Origin of the sequence: Novosphingobium sp. SG720 (assembly GCF_012275365.1) — a bacterium.
In the GTDB taxonomy this organism is placed as follows: Bacteria; Pseudomonadota; Alphaproteobacteria; order Sphingomonadales; family Sphingomonadaceae; genus Novosphingobium; species Novosphingobium rhizosphaerae.
The window spans coordinates 16,294-37,538 of the sequence record NZ_JAAZQN010000011.1; the positions used below are offsets into that span (position 1 = coordinate 16,294).

The window sequence follows — 21,245 nt, forward strand, 5'->3', positions numbered from 1 at the left end:
CACCCAACCTTCCATAGGGCACTATTGTTGGGGGGCGGGTGGGGGCGTGGGCCGGTACCGCAACGAAAATGGGCCTTGGCACATTTTCAAAACGGACTCTAACCAGCCGTAGGGAGATCGCATAGAACTGACAGATACTGCCGTATGTCCGCCTGATCATCGATAAAGGTTCGCTCGGTAAACGTGCGCGCAGCAAACCCAGGTGGTGCCGTGCGGCCTTCGGCAAGCACCAGTACTGGCACCGACTGGTGTGCTTCGCCCACCAAGGCAACGATCGGTAAGCGAGGGCGCTCAAAATCGACGTAGACCACATCGATTGTTTCGCGCAGCTGCGGGAAGAAGCTTAGCATTCCCTCGACCGGGGCTGAATCGCCGCAGTAGAAAGGGCCCAGCCCGGCATTGAAGAAGCCCGGCCGCATGAGAAAGAGTGTGTCCTTCATTTGCAAAACTCCCAAAGTGTCAAAGCGATTGGCGCAGGCGGCGCCAAGCGACAGCTATGCCGGTCACGCTGAACGCAACGCCAACCAGCATGAGCAGCAGAACCACGCCCTGGCGCAGCCAAGGCACCCCAACCAAGCCGGGAAAACGCCAGGTGTGCAGGGCGTAGTAACTCCAGGCATAGCGTTTGCGGCTCGCGTTGAGCACAGTCAGAAGGTGTCCATCGCGACCATCTATGATCAGGTCGGGCCGTTGTGCGGCAGGATCGGTCGCGATTAGCGCGTTGTCCGGGGCGCCTTCCGCCTGGGCGTAGAATGCATCGGGCGCGAGAGCGTGCAATTGCGGCGATCCGCCCTGGGGCCATGCCGCTCGCACACCCGTGACGATGGCCGCTGAAAGCCCGGGCGACGAAGTGGCGGCGCCCCTCCCGTCCCAAGTGGTCGTTATCAGTTGGCCGCCCACCATGCCGAAGGCCTTTTCGCGAAATTCGCCGGCCTGGCGTAACGCGGCCAAGGGCATGCCCGCAAGACCCGATGCAAGCGGCGCGCCGGCGTAGGCCGTTGTCTGGCCCGCAGTGGCCTGGCCGCGCGAGAACAGCCGCCCATGGTCCATCGACAGCCACCCGCTCAGCATCCATGTCAGCACGAACAAGCCGGTGAACAGGCCGAGAAGATGGTGCCAGCGCATCCATTTGCGCTGGTAGAACGTCAGCGCCGGCCGGGGCAGGCGCCGCGCCGCCAGCATTTGCACCACGCCCAGCACCGAGCCGGCAAGAGCCACGAGCAGGCATGTCAGCGATAGCCACCAAACGCCGTTGTCCCATAGGGGGAAATGTGCGCGGATCGGCGTGAAGTAGGCCCAATGCAGCACCGCGCCAACCCAGTTCCAGGTTCGCTCTCGCGCCGTGGTGCGCTGCACCAGCTGCCCGGTGACGGCGGACAGATAGTATTGCGTGCCTTCATCATCGCGCAGGTCAAGGCGGTAGAATGGCCGCAGCGGATCGAAGCGGTTGTGCACCACCCACTGGTCGTAAGCGAAGGGACCATGGACGCGGGCATTGGCGCCGAGCGTGCGCGCCGCTTCTGCCTGTGCGGCGGAAAGGGAAAGAGGGGGCAGCGTTCGTCCGGAAATGCCATCGATCACGATCGGTTGCTGCCCGGAAGAAACGAGATAGGTCGGCACGTCGCCCCGTTGCACCAGTTGCAGGGCTGTGGCTTCCGGGAACCGGTGCAGAGCGGCGGCCGGGGCGACACGCAGGGCGGCCACGTCGACCGGGCGTGCCAAAGCCAGTTGGCCGCTACGCGAAAGGGCTGGAAATGGCTGAAACAACAAGATTGCGCCGCTGGCAAACCACAAGGCAAAGATCACGCAGGTCGCCAAACCCAGCCAGCGATGAAACCAGGCGATTTGGCGAATCATGCGGTCTTTGCGCTGTCTCCGTTTAGAAGCGACCAAGGAAGCTGACCTCCACGCGACGTGGTTCGCCAAGCACGACCTGGGTGGGATAATAGATATCGGCCCATTGCACGAACGTCTTGTTCCAGACGTTGTTGACACGCGCGGTCAGCGAAACATGCGGTGAAAGCTCGTAAGTGGCATAGACGATGCCCGTCGCATAGGGATCGAGCACCAGATTGTTGGCCGTGTTGCCATAGCGTTTGCCCACGTATTTCACCCCGCCGCCCAGTTCGAGCGGCAGCCCGCCGACATGGCGCACCGTGGTCCACGCATTGCCAACCCATGCCGGGACGTTGGGGGGCGTGTTGCCGCTGGCCGCGATGCCATAGTTGGGATCGATGAAATCACCATACTTGGCATCGACATAGGTGCCGCTGGCCACCAGCGTCCAGGTGTCGGTCACTTTGAGCTGGCCGGACAGTTCCACGCCCTTGGAGGTTTGGCTGCCCACGTTGCTCAAGGTGTCGGTGCCCACCAGCGTCAGGATGTTGCGCCGCTTGATGTCGTAGGCCGCCAGCGTGATGGAGCCACGGCCGCCCAACAGGTCGGCCTTGACGCCCGCTTCGAACTGGCGAGAGGAACTCAGGCCGAAATTCTGGTTGGCGTTCACCAGGAAGATATTGGCCCCCACCGGGTCCTTGCCGGTGCTGAACGAGGCGTAAGCCGAGATCGTCGGGGCGATGTCGTAGACCAGGCCCAAGCGCCAGTTGAACAGCTTGTAGGTGCGGGCAAAGCTGCTGCCGGCGTTGAAAGTGCCGTCGACGTTGTAGTTCTGCCGGGTGAGATAGAGATTTTCCGCGCGCACGCCGCCCACGAGCTTGAGCTGGCCGGTCAGGCTCAGGACGTCTTCGCCGAATACCGCGATCTGGTCCCAGCGCGTGGGGCTCACCCGCTTGGCCAAGGGCCCGAACAGGCCCGGATCGGGATTGTAGGGATCGACGCTGTCGCCATCGGGGAAACCGCGCGAGCGGATGAAATCGAGATGGCTGTAGTCGAGGCCGACCACCACCTTGTTCGCCAGGCCCAGCACTTTGCCGTCAAGGCTCGCGCTCAGCTGGTCGCCCAGCAGATCCTGATTGTGGAACACGAAGAAGCGATCGCGATCCACTTTGCCGGTGGTGGTGTTGTAGGCATAGGTTTCGGCGTTGATCCACTGCCGCTCGGCATGGAACCAATAGGCGGTGTTGGACACAGTAAGGGTGTCTGACGGCTTCCAGGTCACGGCCAGGCGCGGCCAGACCTGCCAGCTGTTGTCGCGGCTGTCCGAGACGTTGTAGTTGACGAAGCGCATCGCGTGATCGACCACGAGCCCGCCCGACGAGGAGAGAATGCCCTCGATGGGGTCCTTGGCAGCAGAGCGAGGCACCAGCGGGGTGCCGAAATAGTTGGACAGCTTGTCCTTGAGATAATCGACGCTGAATTCCAGCGAGAAGTCGGCCGACGGCTGGTATAGCAAGGTACCGGTGAGATTGAGCGAGTGCGATCCGGCATTCTTCACGAAGCCATCGGTGGTGTGATAGCTGCTGTCGATGCGCAGCGCGACATCGCGCGACAGCACTTTGTTGAACCCGAACCCGGCGCTGACCGTGTTGAACGTGCCGTAGGAGCCCAGCATCTGATAGCTGTCGGCCGCCAGGTCGGCATGCTTGTTGACGATGTTGACGGCACCGCCCACGGCGCCTTGGCCATAGAGCACGGACGCAGGGCCTTTGATCACGTCGATACTGGCGATGTTGAAGGTATTGCCCGGCCGGTTGATCATGTTGGCCGGGCCGAGATAGAGGCCGTTGTGCAACACGGTAATCTGTTCGCCGGTGAAGCCGCGCATCGAGAAGAGCGAGGGATCGCCTGGCGATCCGCCGGACGTGACACCCGGCAGGCTCACCGTCGCTTCCTCCACCGTGCGGAAACCGCGCGTGAGGATTTCGTTGGCATCAATCTGGTCGATCGTGGCGGGCGTTTCGCGCACCGAAAGGTTGAGCCGGCTGCCGGTCGGGATGGCGGTGTCCAGCTTGCGCAGACGCCAACCGGTGACGGTGATCGCGCCCGAGTCTGCAGTGGTGGGTGTAGCTGAAGTTGCCACGTCCTGCGCAAAAGCTGCTCCAGGCGCAAAACTGGCAAAGGCCATCAAAGAGGCAGCCGAAGCCAAGCGACAATAGGAACGATGCATTGGTGAAACCCCCGTTTGCCCTGACCGTTTATTTGTCTAGTCAATTTAGCTTGACCTGCTTTGTGCACTGCGTCAAGGCGCGGATCCGAAAATTTGTCCGATGCGTCCGAACGCCCGGCATGCCATTGCGAAAGGCGGGGCCGCGCGCGTAGGTTGTCGGTCTGCCAAGGCGCGCGACGGAGGCAACGATCGCAACGACCCACTTTATCGAGGCGGCCCTGGCATCTGACCAGACCAGCCAAATTCCTTCGCTGGATGGCGAGGGGCCGCTTTGGCTGCAGATCCGCCGCTCGATGGCGTTGGCCATACTCACAGGCGATTGGCCTGCTGGAACCAAGCTGCCTTCAGAACTCTGGTTGGCGAACCATTATGCTGCTGCGCGCATGACGGTGAGCAAGGCGATTCAGAGCCTCGCGGCCGAAGGTCTGGTGGAGCGCCGGACCAAGGTGGGTACCATTGTCACGGCGCGAGCGCGCGAGCGGCCGGTGTTCGAAATTTGGGATGCCGCAGACGCCGTCCGCCATGCTGGTGGGCGCTATGGCTATTGGTTGCTCGATTGCGGTATGGTCCCGACAGATGCACCGCAGCGCGCCGAGCACGGATTGGATCCGCAAAAACCAGCCATTGAGATGCTGTGCTTGCATCTGGCTGATGACCGGCCATTCCAGTTGGAAGAGCGGCTGATCAATGTGAAGGCGGCGCCACGCATCACATGTCAGCCTCTCAAGGATGTGAGTCCCGGCCCTTGGCTGCTGGCCAACGTGCCTTGGACCGAGGCTCGCCACCGCATCATCGCGCGCGGCGCCACCGCCGTTGTCGCGCGCCATCTGAGCGTGCCTGAAGGTGCGCCCTGTCTGGTGGTAGAGCGCCGCATATGGAACGGCGACGTTCCGGTGACCTTCGCCAGATTGTGGTACCCGGGTGAAGATCACGCACTAGAGGGGCGCTTCCTCCCATCCTGGTGATGCCCGCATAGGGTTCGTTTGGGGCATCGCGGGTTTCATGCGTTGACTTCGCGCCCATATAGGGTAGGGGGGTACCCTATGGCGCATCTCAACATGGACTCCGAAGCACTCGTCAAGCGAGTGCGACGTCTTATCGGCCAACTCCAGGCCATCGAACGCGCGCTTGCAGAAGGCGGCGATTGCACCACAACTTTGCACCTGGCCGCTGCAGCACGCGGGGCGATGGGTGGCCTGATCGATGAACTGATCGAGTCGCATCTCAAGGCCCATGTCGCCGCACCAGGGCTTTCCGACGAAGACCGCGAAGAGAGCGCGCAGGCGCTTATCGCAGCCATCCGCCGTTACGCAAAGTGAGCAAGGGAGCGACTGCCATGAGCACGCACTATTCCGATACTCTCGCGGTATCCGCGGCCGCCCACGACCATGATTTCCTCGGAGCAGCGCATGATGCCAACGCGCGCCGCACCCGGCTTGTCGTAATGCTGACTGCGGCCATGATGGTCGGGGAAATTGTTGCCGGCTACGCGACTGGCTCGATGGCGCTGCTGGCTGACGGCTTTCACATGGCCACGCACGCCGGAGCCCTCAGTGTTGCAGCACTGGCTTATGCTTATGCGCGCCGCCATACCCACAACCCGGCCTTCAGCTTTGGCACCGGCAAAGTCGGCGATCTGGCCGGTTTTGCTTCGGCGCTTGTCCTGGCGTTGATCGCGCTGGCCATCGGCGTGGAATCGCTGGTGCGGCTGTTCACGCCCGCCACGGTCGCCTTTGGCGAGGCAACGGTTATCGCCGTGATCGGCCTGGCAGTGAATATCGCCAGCGCGGCTCTTCTGGGCCACGGTCATGACCATGGCCATGGCCATGACCATTCGCATCATCATGATCATCATGATGATGATGACAATGATACCGATCATCGGCACGGGCACCATCATCACGCACATGGCGACAACAACCTGCGGTCTGCCTATGTCCATGTGCTCGCCGACGCGCTCACATCCGTTCTGGCGATCCTGGCGCTGCTGGCGGCCCGTTATCTGGGCTGGGTCTGGCTCGATCCAGTCATGGGCATCGTGGGTGGTCTGGTCATTGCGCGGTGGGCCTGGACACTGATGCAGGATACCGCAGCAGTGTTGTTGGACCGCACGCACGGCGGCATAGCTTCCGCTGTTCGCGCAAAGATGAACGCCGCGGGCGATGTTCAACTGACCGACCTTCACGTTTGGCGCATCGGCCCTGACGCGCACGCGGCGATTATAAGTGTGCGCACGCTGGGTGCGCCACTTGCTACTCCAGTCTTGCGGGATCGCCTCAACGGCATCGAGTCTTTGCGACACGTGACCATCGAGCAGCACTGACACGTCGGGCCATGGACCTGCTTCGGTCTGCAACGCGATGCCGCGCGTTGCATGCGCGCCGGGTGTTCAAAGCAATGACCAGTTGGCCGCTGCGGCGCTGCGGGCGACGGGAATAATTGTGAAGGCGTACAGATCGCGCCCACAGTAGTGGCTTAATTAGCTGGGCAAGTCGCCAGCCCTGCCATCTATGATGCTATGGCAGGGCTGGCTCGAAGGAGCACAGCCCGTTGTGGACCTACGTACCCGCCGTGCGCCGCTACGGAGCCAAAATTACGTTCCTCACGTAAGACACGTTCACGTGCTAACCCGTTCGCGGGCCTTTGCGCGCGATGGGAACAGCTGCACTGGCTGCGTAGCAAAATGCAGGGTCCGGAGAACGGGGGACTAGACGGGGGACTGAATTTTCCCATTTGAAAAATAGTCTTTTAAAATAAATGGGTTGAACGCTTGTTCGAGTCTTCTCGACCGTGCGAGCACCCCTCGCAGGGCTGCTCACAAAATCGCCAAATGGCTGAAAACAGCCATTTCTTGCCTCACCGCAACCCATCGTGTATCCTCCCACTGCACGCAAAACGGGGGGCAGACGGGGGATTGAAACCACCCCTTTTTTCCCCGCTGAGGAAAGGATCGGTAAAGCAGCACATCCTCTCGCACGTCGCCGCGCGCAATGCGCCACCCGGCCACTATGGTGACGGTGCGAGCCTGTGGCTGCACAAGCTTGAACGGGCCAGGGGCAAGTGGGTGCTGCGCTACTTCCTCAAGGGCCGCCGCTGCGAAATGGGACTTGGGCCTTGGCCCGATGTTTCCATGGCCGATGCCAGAGCCGCCGCGGCCCGCGCCACCTTGAGCGCCGGGCAGTGCCCGATCGAAACCTGCTGCCAGCAGAACCGGGTGATCGCGCGCCTGACGGTCGCCCAGGCGATCGCCAGCTGTTTCGAAGCGCGCAAGGCCCAGCTCAAAGGCGCTGGCGCGGCCGGGCGCTGGCTGTCCCCGCTCACCGTCCATGTCATTCCCAAGATCGGAGATCGCGCGATCGAGGACATCGACTAGCACGCCCTGCGCGACTTGCTGGCGCCGATCTGGCATACCAAGCCTGAAGCGGCGGCCAAGGCGTCTGACCTTTACCCACGCTGCCGCGCTCGGGCTCGCCGTCGATCTCCAGGCCTGTCTCAAGGCATGCGCTCTGCTGGGTAAGCAGTGCCACGAGACCGAACACATTCCCGCCCTGCCTTATGCCGAGGCGCCCAAGTTCTATCAGTGGTTGGGCACGCTCGCCACGACAGCCGCACGGGCGTTGCGCTTCCTGATGCTGACCCTTGCCCGCACCAGCGAAGTGCGGCTTGCCACCAGCGATGAAATCGAGGGTGAGGTCTGGAGTCTGTCGGCCAAGCGCACCAAGACCAACGAGAGCCGCCGCATTCCCTTGGTGGCGGAGGCGCAGGCCCTGGCGGCTGGCCCTGACCAGCACATGGGCCGGCGCCGCCCAGGCAACAGAATGCTAAAATCCGCAACATGCTGTTGAATACCGCTGGTTATCCTGCGCTGTGCGGCAGCCCCTTTTCCAGCTGGCCGTAATTCCGAGATTATCGCCTGCTCTTCGTCCGGCAGTCCAATCCGTCAGCCAAACGCCGCTTGGCATCAACCGACGAATCTTCAATCAACCTTTGCCAACGAAACTGAGGCGGCGACATGGCGCGGCGGGCAGGGTGGGAGATCTGGCGAGTTACCCGGCTATGCGCGGGCGAGCCGCTTCGCTCTGCGCTGACCAATGCGCGGCAAACGCGACAAAAACTTTTGAATGCAGTGGATAGCTGAACAGGTAGCCCTGCATGAGGTCGCCACCGATGTTTTGCAGCTTGATGGCCTGCGAGGCGGTCTCCACCCCTTCCACGATACAGGCCAGCCCAAGCGAATGGCACAAGGTGACGACCGCATCGATGATCGATATGCTGTAGCGGTTGTCAAAATTAAGGGCAAAGCTGCGATCAAGCTTTACCTTGTCAAGCGGCAGGCGGTGGAGATTGCTCAGGCTGGAATAGCCAGTGCCAAAATCGTCCAGCGCAACCTGTATGCCGATCGCGCGAAACCGCTGGAGGGCCGTGATCGCCGCGTCAAGGTTGCGCATCACCGCCGTCTCAGTCACCTCGATACACAGGCGGTGCGGATCGACAGACGATTTGCGGACCATGGCGAGCATCGCATCGACCGTGTCGACGCAATGTAGATCGCAGGCCGATACGTTGATCGAGAGTGTCTTTTCAGGTGGCAGAACCTCCAGCAGCTCTAGCGCGTGACGCATGGCCTTTCGCGTCACCACATGGATCAGAGTGCTGCGTTCGGCTATTTCGATAAAGCGCTGCGGCTCGACCGCGCCGAGGCGCGCGCTCGTCCAGCGCGCCAAGAGTTCGCCGCCCACCACGGCGCCCGATTTCATCGAAACAATCGGCTGCACGTCGAAATGCAATTCGTTTTCGAATTCGCTTGCGTGCAATTCGGCTTCAATAACGTGATCGTCCAGCAGCCGGTGTTCCAGCTCAAGGTTGAATTGAACGGCCCGTCCGGGCTTTTCCCGCTTGGCATGGTAGAGCGCATGGTCTGCACGCTTGGCAAGATCGACCGGTCCGAGCTCGGGGTCGACGAAAGTACCAAGCCCGATCGACACCCCCACGCTGATCTGGCGATCGCAAATGCGCATTGGCGCGGCGACGACCGCGCATATCCGCTCCGCGAGCTCCAGCGCGGCTTTCCCATCCAGCCGCGCGATCATCGCGAACTCGTCCCCGCCCACGCGATAGAGCCTGGCGCTGGCCCCCGCCGTATCGTGAAGCAAGCGGGCTACCTCTACCAGCACGCGGTCTCCTACCAGGTGCCCGAACGTATCGTTGATCGGTTTGAAGCGATCGAGATCGATCAACCCTACGGTCAGGGCATGGAGATTGGCCGGGATCGCCGCGCTTTCCAGATCGGCATGGAAACGCCGCCGGTTGTATAGCCCGGTGAGCTCGTCGCTGTCGGCCAGCAGCCGCGCCTCGCGCTCCTGTCGGCCAGCTTCGATGGCGCTGAGCGACTGGACCGTGAGTTCATGATTGAGACTGTGAATGCGGCGCGCGATAATGGCGGCGACAGCCAGAAACAGCACAATGCACAAGATGATCACCGGTAGCAATTCGCGAACGGCCAAAGACCCGGGAGCAAGGCGCTTCCAGGCAATCGTGCCGATCACCGCGCCCGACCAATCCCGCACCTGCGTCGAGGCTTCGTCCGGTGCGAGGGTGTCATCTGGCGACCAGCGGAGCTGCCGCAACCCAAAGCCTTTGCCCCATTCGTCCAGCAATTTGGCATCGAGCAGGCGTATATCGACAAAGATGCGATACGTGGATCGGTCGAGGGTTGCCGGGCCGTGTTCTCGCACGATCGGCGAAAACGCGATCAACGCCGGGGTCTTGCCGGCCTTGCCGATCAGCACCGTCGCATCGCCGCGCTTCCTGACGGCGGCCTCGTTCGGCGGAACGCGGGCAAGCAAGGCCTGGAGCGTGTCGGGCCCGATCAGATCGGCCAGAGGAGGCTCGTGCCCCGTGGGAAGATGCGCGAACAACGTGTGCCCGCTAGCATCGATCACATATCCCAAGCCGATCGGCGTGCCCCATTGCGACACGATCCAGGGATCGTCCATGGTGCCATAGGCATGGGCATAGGCATCATTCCAGTGGGCATTGATGAATGTTTCGTTGCTGATGCGCGAACGTTCGCGGTCGATGGCCCCGGAAATCGAGATCGCGGCCAGTTGATCGGCATGCTCGTCGGCATTACGGACAAGGACATTGACGATCAGCACCGAGGTCAACACGGAAAGGCATATTAGCACGGTAAGCAACGTCGCATTGGACGTGCTGCCGGCCCGCGATACGCGCAACGCAATGCGGTATATCTTCCCGAGCGCGGCGTAAAAAATTGCCATCGAGAGAAGCTGCTCGAAACATATTAAAGTGGGGTGAATCTTCACCTCGACCGGCCCGGTGTGGATCGGTATTTGCCGCGCGGACGTTAGGGGCTGTCGCTTACCTCGCACAACATGGGATTACGCATCCATTCACGGATCGCGGATGCACGCCAGCCTGTGCAGCGCGGGCCGGTCGAACCGTTGGGGGGGCAAAGTGGCCGGATCCGTGCGCGCGGAGACTTTTACGAACCAGCTTTCATGGTCGGACGCGGTTCGCCGACATCAATTCAGATCGCGCCATCGGAGCCAAAGCCCAGATGCACTTAGGGCCGCGCCCTGTCAGATGCGCCGCCTAGCATGGCCAGAGTATCGGCTATATCGCGTTCCTGCTCGGCGGGAATGGATAGGCCTGTGGCAACACCGGGCAAAAAGGACCGCCGGTCCCTGGGAGCGGGACCGGCGGTGAGGGAGGGGCTGGTCAGAAGCTGGCGCGCACGCCGATACGATACATCCGCCCGATGACATCGTAGAGCAGCGGGTTCACGTCGATCCCGGTGTTGGTCTGCGGCGATCCGGCAGGATCGTGGTTGAACAGGTTGTCCACTTTGGCATAGGCGGTGATCGCCTTGGTCACGTTGTAGGTGGCGCCCACGTCGAAATAGAACGCACCGGGCATGCGGTTGTTGTCGATCGTAGGGTGGAGCGTCGCCTGTTGCGCGGTCTGCACCGGGCAATTGGTCTGGCATTCGATGTATTCGTTGCTGATCTTGCCCGCGCTGAACCAGCGCTGGGTGAAGGTCAGGCTGAACGTATCGGTATCCCAACTTTCCGTGGCGAGCACTTTCCACTTGGGCGTGGCCCCGGCGTTGACGCCGGCCCCCTGGGTGGGAATAGTGTTGGGCAGGCCGATATCAGTGATGTAGTTGCGCACATTGGTGGCCAGCGCGCGCAAGGTCAGGTTGCCGGGCAGCTCGAGGCTGTCGAGCCGGAACTGGTAGCTGGCCTCGATATCGAAACCGTCGGTGAAGATCGATGCGAGGTTGAACGCCTGCACGTTGACATAGGGCGTGGCGGCATTGAGATCGAAGGCGCTGCACAGTTGCGTCACCCCGCCATAGCAGTAGTTCACTTCCTGCTGCGCGCTGAGCGAAGACACTACGCCTTTCACCTTGATGCGATAGTAATCGACCGAGAGGTTGAGCCCCGGCGCCCAGCCGGGGCGTGACAGTACGATGCCAGCCTCGGTGTTGCGCGCGATTTCCGGCTTGAGCGCCGTGTTGCCGATCGTGTTCTGCTGCACCGTGACGGGCTGGTTGTTGTTGAACGGGTTGGTCAGCCCCGGCACGGTGACCGTGATCGGCGCGGCATAGAGCTCGCTGAGATTGGGCGCCCGCACGTCGCGCGAGGTCACCGCGCGCAGGCGGATGCCGTCCACCGGCGTCTGCCAGGTGCCGCCGACCTTCCAGGTGTAGACCGTGCCCGAGGTGCTGTAATGCGTGGCGCGGCCCGCCAGGTTGAGATTGGCTTTGCCCGCGCCGGGCGTATCGACCAGCGGCAAGTTCGCTTCAAGGAAGCCTTCGTAGACCGAATACTTGCCGCTGCCATCGTGATAGTTGCCCGCGTACCAGTTGTTGCCGGCGGTGTTTAGCAGCGGATCGGCCGGATAATCGGCGGTGTTGGGATTGCTGGCGGTGACCCCGTTGCCATAGGGATCGCCTTTCACGCGGTAGAATTCGTGGCGCCACTCCCCGCCGAATGCCAGCGAAACCGGGCCGGCCCAGGTGGAAAAGGGCTGGTTGTTGAACGCGATGCTGGCCACGTCCTGGGTCTGGCGGGTATGCTGGTGCGGGCCGTGGGCCGGGGTGATATAGGCCAGCGTCGCCGCGCTGGGGGTGGCGCCGCCGATGATGTTGAGCGGCACGCAGCCGCTGGCGCGGGCGGCCGCATCGGCGCAGGCGATGGTGCCGTCATCCAGGCGCACCGCCTGAATCGCCGCGTTGTAGCGGGCGTTGAGCGTGATGTTGCTGACGGTGATGTCGGTGATGTTTTCGCCATGCTCGACATAGGCGTCATAGTGCAGGTCGCTGCCCAGGAACGGAATCTTGCCCTTGGCCCCGGCGACGAAGCGGTACTGCTGGCGCACCGGATTGACGTTGATGAACTTGGGCAGCACCGCGTTGCTGACGCCATACTTGAAGCTGGTGATGCCGTTGGCCGCGCACAGATCCTGGATCGAGGTGGGCACGAACGGGTTGGAGCACTGCAGGGTGAGGGAATTCGCCTTGGCCGCGCCCGGATTGGGCGTGTTGTTGGAAGTGACGCGCGCCACGTTGACCGTGGCATAGACCTCGTTGTCGGGATCGATATCGAAGCCGATGCGGCCATAGCCATTGGTGCGGGTGATTTCCGATTGCAAGCTGGTGCCATTGCCAACGTTGCCGGAAAGATCGCCGCCCACGCAGAAGCCGTTGTTGCAGCCGGTTACGGTGCCCGCGGCGTTCTTGTCCGGCACGCCATTGGAGCCGTAGACGAAGATGAACGGCTTGCCGCTCTGGTCGAAGGCAATCCCTTGGAGCGGGCCGGCGGTGATCAGGCCATACTTTGTGTATTGATAGGCTTGGGCATGCTTGCTGTTGCGGTATTGCGGCGTGCCATCGGTGTGCAGCCCGGTGTTGATGAGCGTTTCGGTCTCGTACCAGTCGCGCCCGTTGGGGCCGGGGCCTTCGCCGAAACCATAGGCGGGGATGCCATTCTCATGGCTGTATTCGCCGCTGACCACCACGTGCAGACGGCCATCCATGAAGGATTTCCCGGCTGCGGCCTGGAACGTGTAGTTGTAATCGTCACCATAAGTGGTGATGCCGTTTTGCGCGTTGGCCTTGAACCCTTCGAAGTGGGTGTTGGTGACAAAGTTGACCACGCCGCCCACCGCGTCCGAACCATAGGACGCCGAGGCGCCACCGGTGACTACGTCCACCCGCTCGACCAGCAACTGCGGGAACAGGCTGATATCGGGCACGCCGGTGACATTGGCGCCGACCACGCGCTGCCCGTCGAGCAAGGTGAGCGTGCGAATCGGCCCAAGGCCGCGCAGGCTGAACGAGCTAAGCCCCTGGGTGCCGCTGGACGTGCTGTTGGTGCCATACGTCGCACCGGTGCTGCCCTGGAGCGAGGGCAACTGGGCGATCGTGGTAAAGATGTTGGGCTGCGCGCTCTTGGCGATCACTGCCGCGCTGAGCACCTGGGTGGGGGTGGGCGCGCTGAAGCCGCTGGAGGTGATGCGCGAGCCGGTGACGACGATCTCCCCGGTGCTGGGCGCGGGCGCCGGTGCCGGGGCAGGGGTTTCGGGCAAAGCGGCCGGCGCGGCCTCTTGCGCCAGCACCGGGCAGGCCCAGGCCAGCGCCAGGAGTGCGCTGCCTTTGGCAAGGGCGGTGCGCAGTGGCCTGCTGGTCGACTGGGCAATGGGCGTGGTGGTCATCGAAATCTCCCCCATGGATAGTCCCTTGGCCGGTGGCACTGCCCCAGCCTGGCTTGGTACCGCTAACAATCTTGTGCGTGGTCCTGGCGCTGGCAGCCGGGTTTCCTCGTGGTGAGGGCATAGGGCCGCGCAGCGCCTGGCGCAGCCGCGACCATGGTCCTAATTGGGCGGGCGCCGCCGACGCGGCTAAGGACGCTGTTGACATGGCTGTCATGCAACCCGGGCGGCGCGCGCCGTGCGGAGACGGCAAAGCAGGAAGGACAGGAACGTGTCGGGCAAGATTGCAGGCCGCAGCGTGGCGCCGCTGGCCATCGTGGTGATGGGCGTGAGCGGCAGCGGCAAATCGACACTGGGCGCGGCGCTGGCGGGGCGGCTGGGCTGCCCATTCCTGGAAGGCGATGGATTCCATTCGGCGGCGAACGTCGCCAAGATGCGCGAGGGTATCGCCCTGACCGATGCGGACCGCTGGCCCTGGCTCGATCACCTGGGCGCAGCGATGGGCCAGGCGGTGCGGCAAGGCGGCGTGGTGGTTGCGGCCTGTTCCGCGCTCAAGCGCGCCTATCGCGAGCGGCTGGCTGCCGCGACAGCCGAGCCGATCGCCTTTGCCCTGCTCGATGCGCCCTTGGCGGAGTTGGCCCGGCGCATGGGCAACAGGCCAGGGCACTACATGCCGCCGAGCCTGCTCGATAGCCAGTTGGACACGCTGGAGCGACCCGGCGCGGATGAGCCGGCGCTTACTCTCGATTCCACGCAGGGCCAGGATCGGCTTGCCGACGCGATCCTGGCCTGGATCGCCCAGCGCCTCGCGGCTTAGTTGCTGCGCGCATTGTAGCGTTGCAGCTCGCTTGCGGGTTCAGTTCCCTCAGGGCCGCGCGGCGAAGAGGGCGTGGTGGGTGAGGATATAGAGCGTGCGCCCGTCCTTGCCGCCGAACAGCAATTGCACGGGCCGTTCGGGCACGTCGATCCGGTCGATCGGGCGGCCTGCTGCGTCGTAGACGAAGACTTGGCCATTGGCGATGTAGACGCGTCCGTCTGGCCCTGATGCCACACTTTCCCCGCCGCGATCGGCAAAGGGTTGCAGGTCTGTCACCGCGCCGCCCGCGCCGAGGCGGGCGGAATAGGTCCGGTCTTCTGACTCGTTGCTCAGGAATACCCGCGCGTCGGGCCTGGCGGTAACCAGGCCATAGGCATCGAGCGTATCGGAAAAGCGCCAGCCGAGATGGTCGGCCGGGCCTTGTTGGAACACGCGATAGGCGGGGATGGCAAGGCTGCCGTCGAGCGAGACATATTCCTGCGCCTTTGGCAGCGCCACATCGCGGGCGAACATCTCTGCCAGGGTGGTGAAGCGGTAGTTCGCCGGATCGAGCTGGCTGCGAAACTCACCGTTGACCCAGAGGTTGCCGGGCAGGGCGGTGAGCCGGTCGGGGGCCGGTGTCATGGCGGCGGCGGTGGGCGGGATCACCGTCAGCGCCTGCGCTGATGTGCCGGGTTTGAACGCATAGACTGTGCCGTTGCGGCCGAGCGCGGAGAGCACGATCAGGTTGCCCGCCCGGTCCATCGCCAGGTTGACCGGATCGAGCGGGGAATCGCGTTCGGTGGTCAGCCCTTCGGTCTCGCTCCAGCCGTGAATGCGCTGCTGGAAATGATCGATGAAATAGAGCTTGCCCTGCGCATCGACCACGCCGCCGCTGGCGGAGAAGAAGCCGTCGGCGAGTTTGGTCACCGGCACCTTCGTCGCCTCTGGCACAACGGGATTGGCGGGTACGTCGAGCATGGCAAATTCGCGCTCGCGCACTTCCAGGCCGTGCGTCACGTCGAGCAGCGCGTTTTCGAATGGAAACTTGCTGGCGCGCAGGAACGTGGCGCAGCCGTTTTCATCGCAGGTGGCAAAGCCGCTTTCGGCGTTCACGTGCACGTTGCGCAGGCGAATATCGCCCGAACGCTCGATCCGCACGGCGGCCCGCGCCGGCTGGCGCGAACGGGTGACGCGATAGGCGTGGAGGTTGGCGATCAGGATATTGCGGGATTCGCGGATGTCGAACGAGACCGCGTCCGGGCTCTCGCCGGCTTCCTCCTCGGTCTGTGGCGCCAGGAATTCCCAGTTGGCCACGCGGGTGAGGCCAAATTCGGTGCGGACATGGTGCTCGGCCGAAATCTGGTAGACATGGCCGGGCGTCTGCGTGTCGGACACGATCATGCCGGCCTGGGCATAAGTGTTCGGAGTCCAAATATTGGCGAAGGTGCCGCCACCGCCGGCATTGACCCACAAGCTGGGATATTGGCCGCCCCAGCGCCGGCGCGGGTCCTTGTCGGCGGTGTGGGTGTCGTTGTAGGGATCGAAGCGGGTGCCGTCGGCCGCCAGAGTGCCGTGGCCGCCCTGGAATTTTACGTCTTCCACCAGCGAATTGGTGCCCGATTGCCACAATAGCGCGGTGGCGCGCGGGTTGATGCCGCCGGTGAACAGGCCCAGGCCGGTGACGATGGCGTTCCCCCCGGCTGGCGCCAGGACCAGCGCGCGCGGGGCGCCCACGCCCTGGAACGCGGGCGTGCCATCGGGCAGCACGATCTGGGTGAGATCGGGGTGGAGCCCGATCAGCACGCTATCGGGCCGCAGGGCCAGCGTATCGGTGACGAGGTAGCGGCCGATCGGGAAATAGAGCACGCGGTGCGTGGCGATCGCGCGTTGCAGGGCGGCGGTGTCGTCGGTCCGGCCATCGCCGCTGACCCCCAGTGTGCGCACGTTGGACCATTGCGCCGGCGCGGGCAGGGGGCGGATCGCGGGGACACCGGGCCGGGGCAGGGCGGCAAGCGCGGCCTGGTCCATGCGCGTTTCATACGTGCCGGGCAGGCCCAGGCCGGGCAGGGTGAGACCGTGGCTGAAGCTCTTCACCCGGTATATCGGCGCGGCGCCGGCCACGGTCTTGCCGCTTTCGCGAAAGCGGGCAAAGACCGGGGTGCGGCTGGCCACGGCATTGTCGAAGCCGATCTGGGTATAGGCGTTGCCGGCGTTGGCGATGAGCACACCAGCCTGGCTGACGTTTTCAAAGCGCACGTTCTTGCCCCACAGCCAGTCGCCATAGCCCTCGTCGATGGCGATCCCCACCGGCACATTGCGCAGCGCCACGTTGACCAGGGTGAGGCCTGCCTCGTGCTCGCGAATGGCGGCCTCGCGCTGGCCATCAAACGTGGCGTCGAGCAGCGTGAACGGCCAGGCGGGAGAGGTCTTTTCGCTCAGGATGCCATAGCGGCCGCCGTGGAAATGCACGTCCTGCGCCATGTTGCCCACCTGGTAGGCACCGGCCAGGCCCGAACCGACCTGAAAATCCATGTGCCGCAGATAGGCATGCTGCGCGGCGTGGAAGCGTACGCCCACCGCCGCCGGATTACCCGCGCCGATGGCAATGTCGATATTGGCCATGGCCGAATAGAACGCATCGGAATTGGCATCGGCGATGGCCGGATTGAACGGCACCGCGTCGGGCGGAGGAAACGGCACTTTGCCGTCTCCGGCCGTGGGGCTTCCCTTTGGACCGCGCCCGGTGAAGATCACCATGGTCGCCACGCCCTGCTGGAAGCCCGGTGTGGCATCGCCGAGCACGAGCACGGGCCGGGTCTTGCCGGTGCCGATCAGGCGCAGGCCTGGCCAGAGGAACAGCGAGCGGCTAATGCGATAGCGCCCACTGGGCAGAAAAACCACGCCTTCGCCCCGTGCCCCGGCCTGATCCAGCGCCTGCTGGATCGCGGCACTATCGTCGGCGTTGCCATCGCCCACCGCGCGCACGGTGATCGCCTGGGCATCCCTGGGCGCCTGGTCGAACACCGACGGCCCCTTGGCCTGCGCCAGGGTTGGGGCGAGCGCAATGGCCGCCAGAATGCTTGATCCGATCATCCAGGCCTGCCGTGGCATTGCGTTCTTCTCCTCACCCGATCAGGCCGGGATAGCCGCTGCCGCCCGCCGGGGCAGGCGCGACCATGGTCTTAACTTTTCGGTATTTGCGGCGCTCAGGGCATCAGCCGCTTGCGCCCCTGCCACAGGTGCCAGCGCATCGCGAGCGCGGCGGCATCGCCATCCTGGGCGCGGATGGCGTCGACGACCAGTTCGTGCTCCTCGATCATGGCGTTGATCGCGGCGGGCGGGCGGGAGCGCGAGATATCCACCCCGGCACGCAGAATGCGGTCGATTTCGTCGTGCATGTGATCGAAGCTGGAGACGAAGATCGGGTTGGCCGTCGCTTCGAAAATGGCGCGGTGCAGTTCCATGTCTTCCACGTGAGCCGGGCCGCTCGCTTGCAAGGCGGTGCGTAGTGAGTCCATCGCGCGCTCGATCACCAGCATCTGCTCGGCCGAGCGGCGCTGCGCGGCGAGGCGCGCCGCTTCTGCCTCGAGCACCAGGCGCACTTCATAGCTGCCCATTGTGGCGGCCAGGTTCTGCATCGGCAAGTGGCTACCCAGCCGTTCGGACGGTCGCCGCTTGACGAACGAGCCGGCGCCGCGCCGCGCTTCGGTAAACCCGTCGGAGGCAAGGCGGACCAGCGCCTCGCGCACCACCGTGCGCGACATGCCGAACATTTCTGCCAGGCGCGTTTCGGAGGGCAGGCGATCGCCGATCTGGAGATCGTCGGTGTTGATCAGTTCGACGATCCCGGCATAGGCGCGATCGGCCAGGCGTTCCTCGTGCATGGTCCTCCCTTTTTTCAAACGAGCCATCCGGCGGCCAGTACCAGCACCAGGCCCACCACCGAAATCAGCGTTTCCAGCACCGACCAGGTGCGGAACGTATCGGGCGTGCTGGTGCCGAGATAGCTGCGCACCAGCCAGAACCCCGGATCGTTGACGTGGGAGAAGAACACCGAGCCTGCGCCAATGGCAAGCACGGTCAATTCCGGCGAGGCTCCGGTGGCGGCGACCACCCCGGGCATGATGCCGGCGGCGGTGATCGTGGCCACCGTGGCTGATCCGGTGGCAAGGCGAATGCACACCGCCACGGCCCAGGCCATGGGCAGCGCGGGAATGCCGCCGTGGGCGGCGAGATGAGCCAGGAAATCGGCCAGCCCGGCCGAGACCAGCACTTGCTTGAGCGCGCCGCCCGCCCCGATCGCCAGGATGATCGCGCCGGCCGGGGCCATCGCTTCCTTCCAGATCGCGCCCTGGATCGCCGGCGCGCTAAATCCCCGGCCGAACAGCAGCGGCAGGGCGACAAGATTGGCGAGAACCAGCGCGAGCACCGGATTGCTGGCCAGGCCGAGCCAGGCGAGATGCGGGGCAATGGCTGGCGGCGCCACGGCGGCAACCTGACCGGCGGCGATCAGCACCACCGGCAGCAGCACGCAAAGCAGCGCGCGGCCCACGCCGGCTGCGGCGACGAGCGGCACGGCGGGCGTCATCACCGGGGCGTCTGGCCGAACCCGGCGCGCGATCCACAGCGCAAACAGCGGGCCAGAGACGATCGCCGTGGGCACGCCGATCAGCAGGCCATAGAGCATGGTGCGCGGCAGGCTGGCATGCAGCGCGTCCACCGCCAGCAGCGGGCCGGGATGGGGCGGCACCAGGGCATGCAGCGTGGAGAGGCCGGCCAGCGCCGGCAGCAGCAGGCGCAGCCGCGTGGTGCCGGCATCGGCCGGCCCGGTCATCGCCGCGGCGGCCGCCGCCGCGATCGGCAAAAGCAGCACCACCCCCGTTTCGAAGAACAGCGGCAGTCCGATCAGCAGCGCCACCGCCATGCTCAGCCACGGGGCCGCGGCCGGCCGGCCATGGTTCAGAGCGCTGCGGGCCAGCGCGCCCGCCCCGTCGGACAATTGCAGCATGGCTCCGAGCGAAAGGCCTAGCGCGACAACGAGACCGGTGCCGCCCAGCACATCCCCTGCGCCTTTCTGCACGGCCTTGGCGGTTTCGGCCATGGGCATGCCGACCGCGATGCCCACGGCAAAGGCGCCGCAGAGCAGGGCGAGGAAGGGATGGAACCGCCCACGCACGATCAGGGCGATGGCTAGGCCAATGCCGAGAAGGGCGGCCAGGACCAGGCGCAGATCCTCGCTCATTGCGCTACCGCCGCCCACGCTGACACTGCCCGCGCGTTCCTTGCCCCGATCCGTGATGGCCCATCCTGCTCTCCTCTCGCGCCACGGCGCTGGCTGCCTGTGATTGTTCTGCGAAAGTTGTATAACAGATATGCGCTAATTTCAGCAATAAATCGTGTATTGACGGAATAACTCCGGCATAATATCAAAAAGCTGTCTAACCGATCTTGGACTTCGCAATGCTGGTCCGAGCATGGCAGACGCGCGGCAGATGCCGCAACGGTAGGCGATAGGGAGAGACAACGGTGAGCGACTTTGCCCCTACCAGTGGCCCGGACCAGCCGGCACAGCGCCTGTCAGAGGCGCCTGCCGTCCGCCTGACCCCCACCCAGTTCAAAGTGATGCAGGGCGTGCGCTCCGGCCAGCTCAACAAACAGATCGCCTATGACCTGGGCATCGCGGAAAAAACCGTGAAGGCCCATATGACCGCCCTGATGCGCAAGCTCAACGTGCGCAACCGCACCCAGGTGGCGATCGCCGCCCAGTCGATTCTGGCCCGGTAAGTTTTCGGCAAATAGATTTTTAGGGGCCGCAGCAGCAAGGGGGCGTTTGCGGGAGAAGGCGAAGTCGTCCACGGCGGATCTCATCGATGCCGATGCCGGCAAGCCGAGACCGGCATGGGCGGCGCTTCGCTGGCTTCCAGCACGCTGCCTGAACAGCGCAAAACAGCATCAGCATCGCATAGCCGGGCCGGGATGCGTCGCCCCGCTGGGATGCGATTGGAATTTTGCAGGCCGGTCATGCCGATACATCGGAATCAAAACTGCTAGGCGGCATGGTCCATATCGCCACCGCCAGATACTGGCTCAAATTTGTCCACGCCGCCTAGCGCTGCATTGAAGTAGTGTTGGAGGCGGCCAGGACAGGAACCGCAAGGGCGGGAAGGCATATTGGCTGCGATTTGCGCTGTGCTCAATATCGCCAGTATCTCGATCGTCGAGGAGATCATAAGGTACAGCGTGGGCGACGCCCATTCGCATCCTGTGGCCTGGAATGGCCTTCAACTTTGTTTCAAGATCAGCCGCACTGCTCACGCATTGTGGGGTAGAATGTGGGGGCAGAAAACGGACAAATCAGCCAAATTGCTGAAAAACCGTAAAACTTCTGAAGATCCTGGATGCCCCGCGAGGATTCGAACCTCGATTGACGGAGTCAGAGTCCGTAGTCTTACCTTTAGACGACGGGGCATCGGGAGGCGCCCCTCTAGGCGGGCCATTTCAGAGCGTCAACCCACTTTTTCACCGCCACGAGCCGGCTGCCAGAGCGGCTTCCGGGGCGAACCTTGCCGGGCGGGCGCCATGACGCTACGGTGACGATCAAGTACCCGACCGGCACCGATGCGGGCGGGAAAACATAAGCGA

At 63.9% G+C, this 21,245-nt stretch carries 15 protein-coding genes and 1 tRNA gene; 7 read left to right on the top strand and 9 right to left on the bottom strand.

The features are described 5' to 3' along the window. Positions 1 to 98 precede the first annotated feature (98 nt). From FHW94_RS22175 to FHW94_RS22185, 3 genes are read right to left on the bottom strand one after another with little or no spacing between them, the layout of a single operon-like run. A complete protein-coding gene (locus FHW94_RS22175; RefSeq protein ID WP_168558020.1) occupies positions 99 to 440 on the bottom strand; it encodes a DUF3088 domain-containing protein in 342 nt (113 codons plus the stop codon). Between the two features lie 19 nt (positions 441 to 459). Then, positions 460 to 1,857, bottom strand: coding sequence for a PepSY domain-containing protein (locus FHW94_RS22180; protein WP_168558021.1), 1,398 nt, complete (start codon positions 1,855 to 1,857; stop codon positions 460 to 462). A gap of 22 nt (positions 1,858 to 1,879) precedes the next feature. Then, entirely contained in the window at positions 1,880 to 3,979 is a 2,100-nt protein-coding gene (locus tag FHW94_RS22185; RefSeq protein ID WP_349237589.1) for a TonB-dependent receptor, read from the bottom strand. 380 nt (positions 3,980 to 4,359) lie between these two features. On the opposite strand from FHW94_RS22185, the gene FHW94_RS22190 reads away from it, so the two are divergent. From FHW94_RS22190 to FHW94_RS22210, 5 genes are all read left to right on the top strand, one after another. Continuing rightward, positions 4,360 to 5,031 carry a UTRA domain-containing protein gene (locus FHW94_RS22190; RefSeq protein ID WP_168558023.1) on the top strand — a complete coding sequence of 224 codons (672 nt, stop codon included), beginning with the start codon at positions 4,360 to 4,362 and terminating at the stop codon, positions 5,029 to 5,031. Between the two features lie 78 nt (positions 5,032 to 5,109). Continuing rightward, complete coding sequence (locus FHW94_RS22195) at positions 5,110 to 5,385, top strand: metal-sensing transcriptional repressor (RefSeq protein ID WP_168558024.1); 276 nt, start codon at positions 5,110 to 5,112, stop codon at positions 5,383 to 5,385. A gap of 17 nt (positions 5,386 to 5,402) precedes the next feature. Beyond that, positions 5,403 to 6,389 carry a CDF family Co(II)/Ni(II) efflux transporter DmeF gene (gene dmeF / locus FHW94_RS22200; RefSeq protein WP_168558025.1) on the top strand — a complete coding sequence of 329 codons (987 nt, stop codon included), beginning with the start codon at positions 5,403 to 5,405 and terminating at the stop codon, positions 6,387 to 6,389. A gap of 591 nt (positions 6,390 to 6,980) precedes the next feature. Beyond that, a complete protein-coding gene (locus tag FHW94_RS22205; RefSeq protein ID WP_168558026.1) occupies positions 6,981 to 7,439 on the top strand; it encodes an Arm DNA-binding domain-containing protein in 459 nt (152 codons plus the stop codon). Between the two features lie 256 nt (positions 7,440 to 7,695). Further along, positions 7,696 to 7,911, top strand: a complete 216-nt coding sequence (locus FHW94_RS22210; RefSeq protein WP_168558027.1) for a hypothetical protein — start codon at positions 7,696 to 7,698, stop codon at positions 7,909 to 7,911. A gap of 201 nt (positions 7,912 to 8,112) precedes the next feature. Here the strand turns inward: FHW94_RS22210 and FHW94_RS22215 are convergent, their stop codons facing one another. Next, a complete protein-coding gene (locus FHW94_RS22215; RefSeq protein WP_168558028.1) occupies positions 8,113 to 10,347 on the bottom strand; it encodes an EAL domain-containing protein in 2,235 nt (744 codons plus the stop codon). Between the two features lie 460 nt (positions 10,348 to 10,807). Next, on the bottom strand, positions 10,808 to 13,807 hold the full coding sequence (locus FHW94_RS22220) for a TonB-dependent receptor (protein WP_168558029.1): 3,000 nt from the start codon (positions 13,805 to 13,807) through the stop codon (positions 10,808 to 10,810). 319 nt (positions 13,808 to 14,126) lie between these two features. On the opposite strand from FHW94_RS22220, the gene FHW94_RS22225 reads away from it, so the two are divergent. Beyond that, entirely contained in the window at positions 14,127 to 14,621 is a 495-nt protein-coding gene (locus tag FHW94_RS22225) for a gluconokinase (RefSeq protein WP_168558038.1), read from the top strand. A gap of 48 nt (positions 14,622 to 14,669) precedes the next feature. On the opposite strand, the gene FHW94_RS22230 is transcribed toward FHW94_RS22225, so the two are convergent. The 3 genes from FHW94_RS22230 to FHW94_RS22240 form a co-directional block, all read right to left on the bottom strand. Continuing rightward, the gene (locus FHW94_RS22230; RefSeq protein WP_168558030.1) at positions 14,670 to 17,696 is read right to left on the bottom strand and encodes a glycosyl hydrolase family 28-related protein; all 3,027 of its coding nucleotides are present in this window, start codon (positions 17,694 to 17,696) and stop codon (positions 14,670 to 14,672) included. A 113-nt stretch (positions 17,697 to 17,809) separates the two neighbouring features. Further along, complete coding sequence (locus FHW94_RS22235; RefSeq protein WP_168558031.1) at positions 17,810 to 18,487, bottom strand: FCD domain-containing protein; 678 nt, start codon at positions 18,485 to 18,487, stop codon at positions 17,810 to 17,812. A gap of 14 nt (positions 18,488 to 18,501) precedes the next feature. Beyond that, positions 18,502 to 19,845, bottom strand: a complete 1,344-nt coding sequence (locus FHW94_RS22240) for a gluconate:H+ symporter (RefSeq protein ID WP_168558032.1) — start codon at positions 19,843 to 19,845, stop codon at positions 18,502 to 18,504. A 332-nt stretch (positions 19,846 to 20,177) separates the two neighbouring features. Here FHW94_RS22240 and FHW94_RS22245 point away from each other — a divergent pair, with 332 nt between their 5' ends. Beyond that, positions 20,178 to 20,387 carry a LuxR C-terminal-related transcriptional regulator gene (locus tag FHW94_RS22245; protein WP_210425824.1) on the top strand — a complete coding sequence of 70 codons (210 nt, stop codon included), beginning with the start codon at positions 20,178 to 20,180 and terminating at the stop codon, positions 20,385 to 20,387. 611 nt (positions 20,388 to 20,998) lie between these two features. Here FHW94_RS22245 and FHW94_RS22250 read toward each other — a convergent pair. Further along, positions 20,999 to 21,072: transfer RNA gene (locus tag FHW94_RS22250), tRNA-Gln, on the bottom strand. Between the last annotated feature and the right edge of the window lie 173 nt (positions 21,073 to 21,245).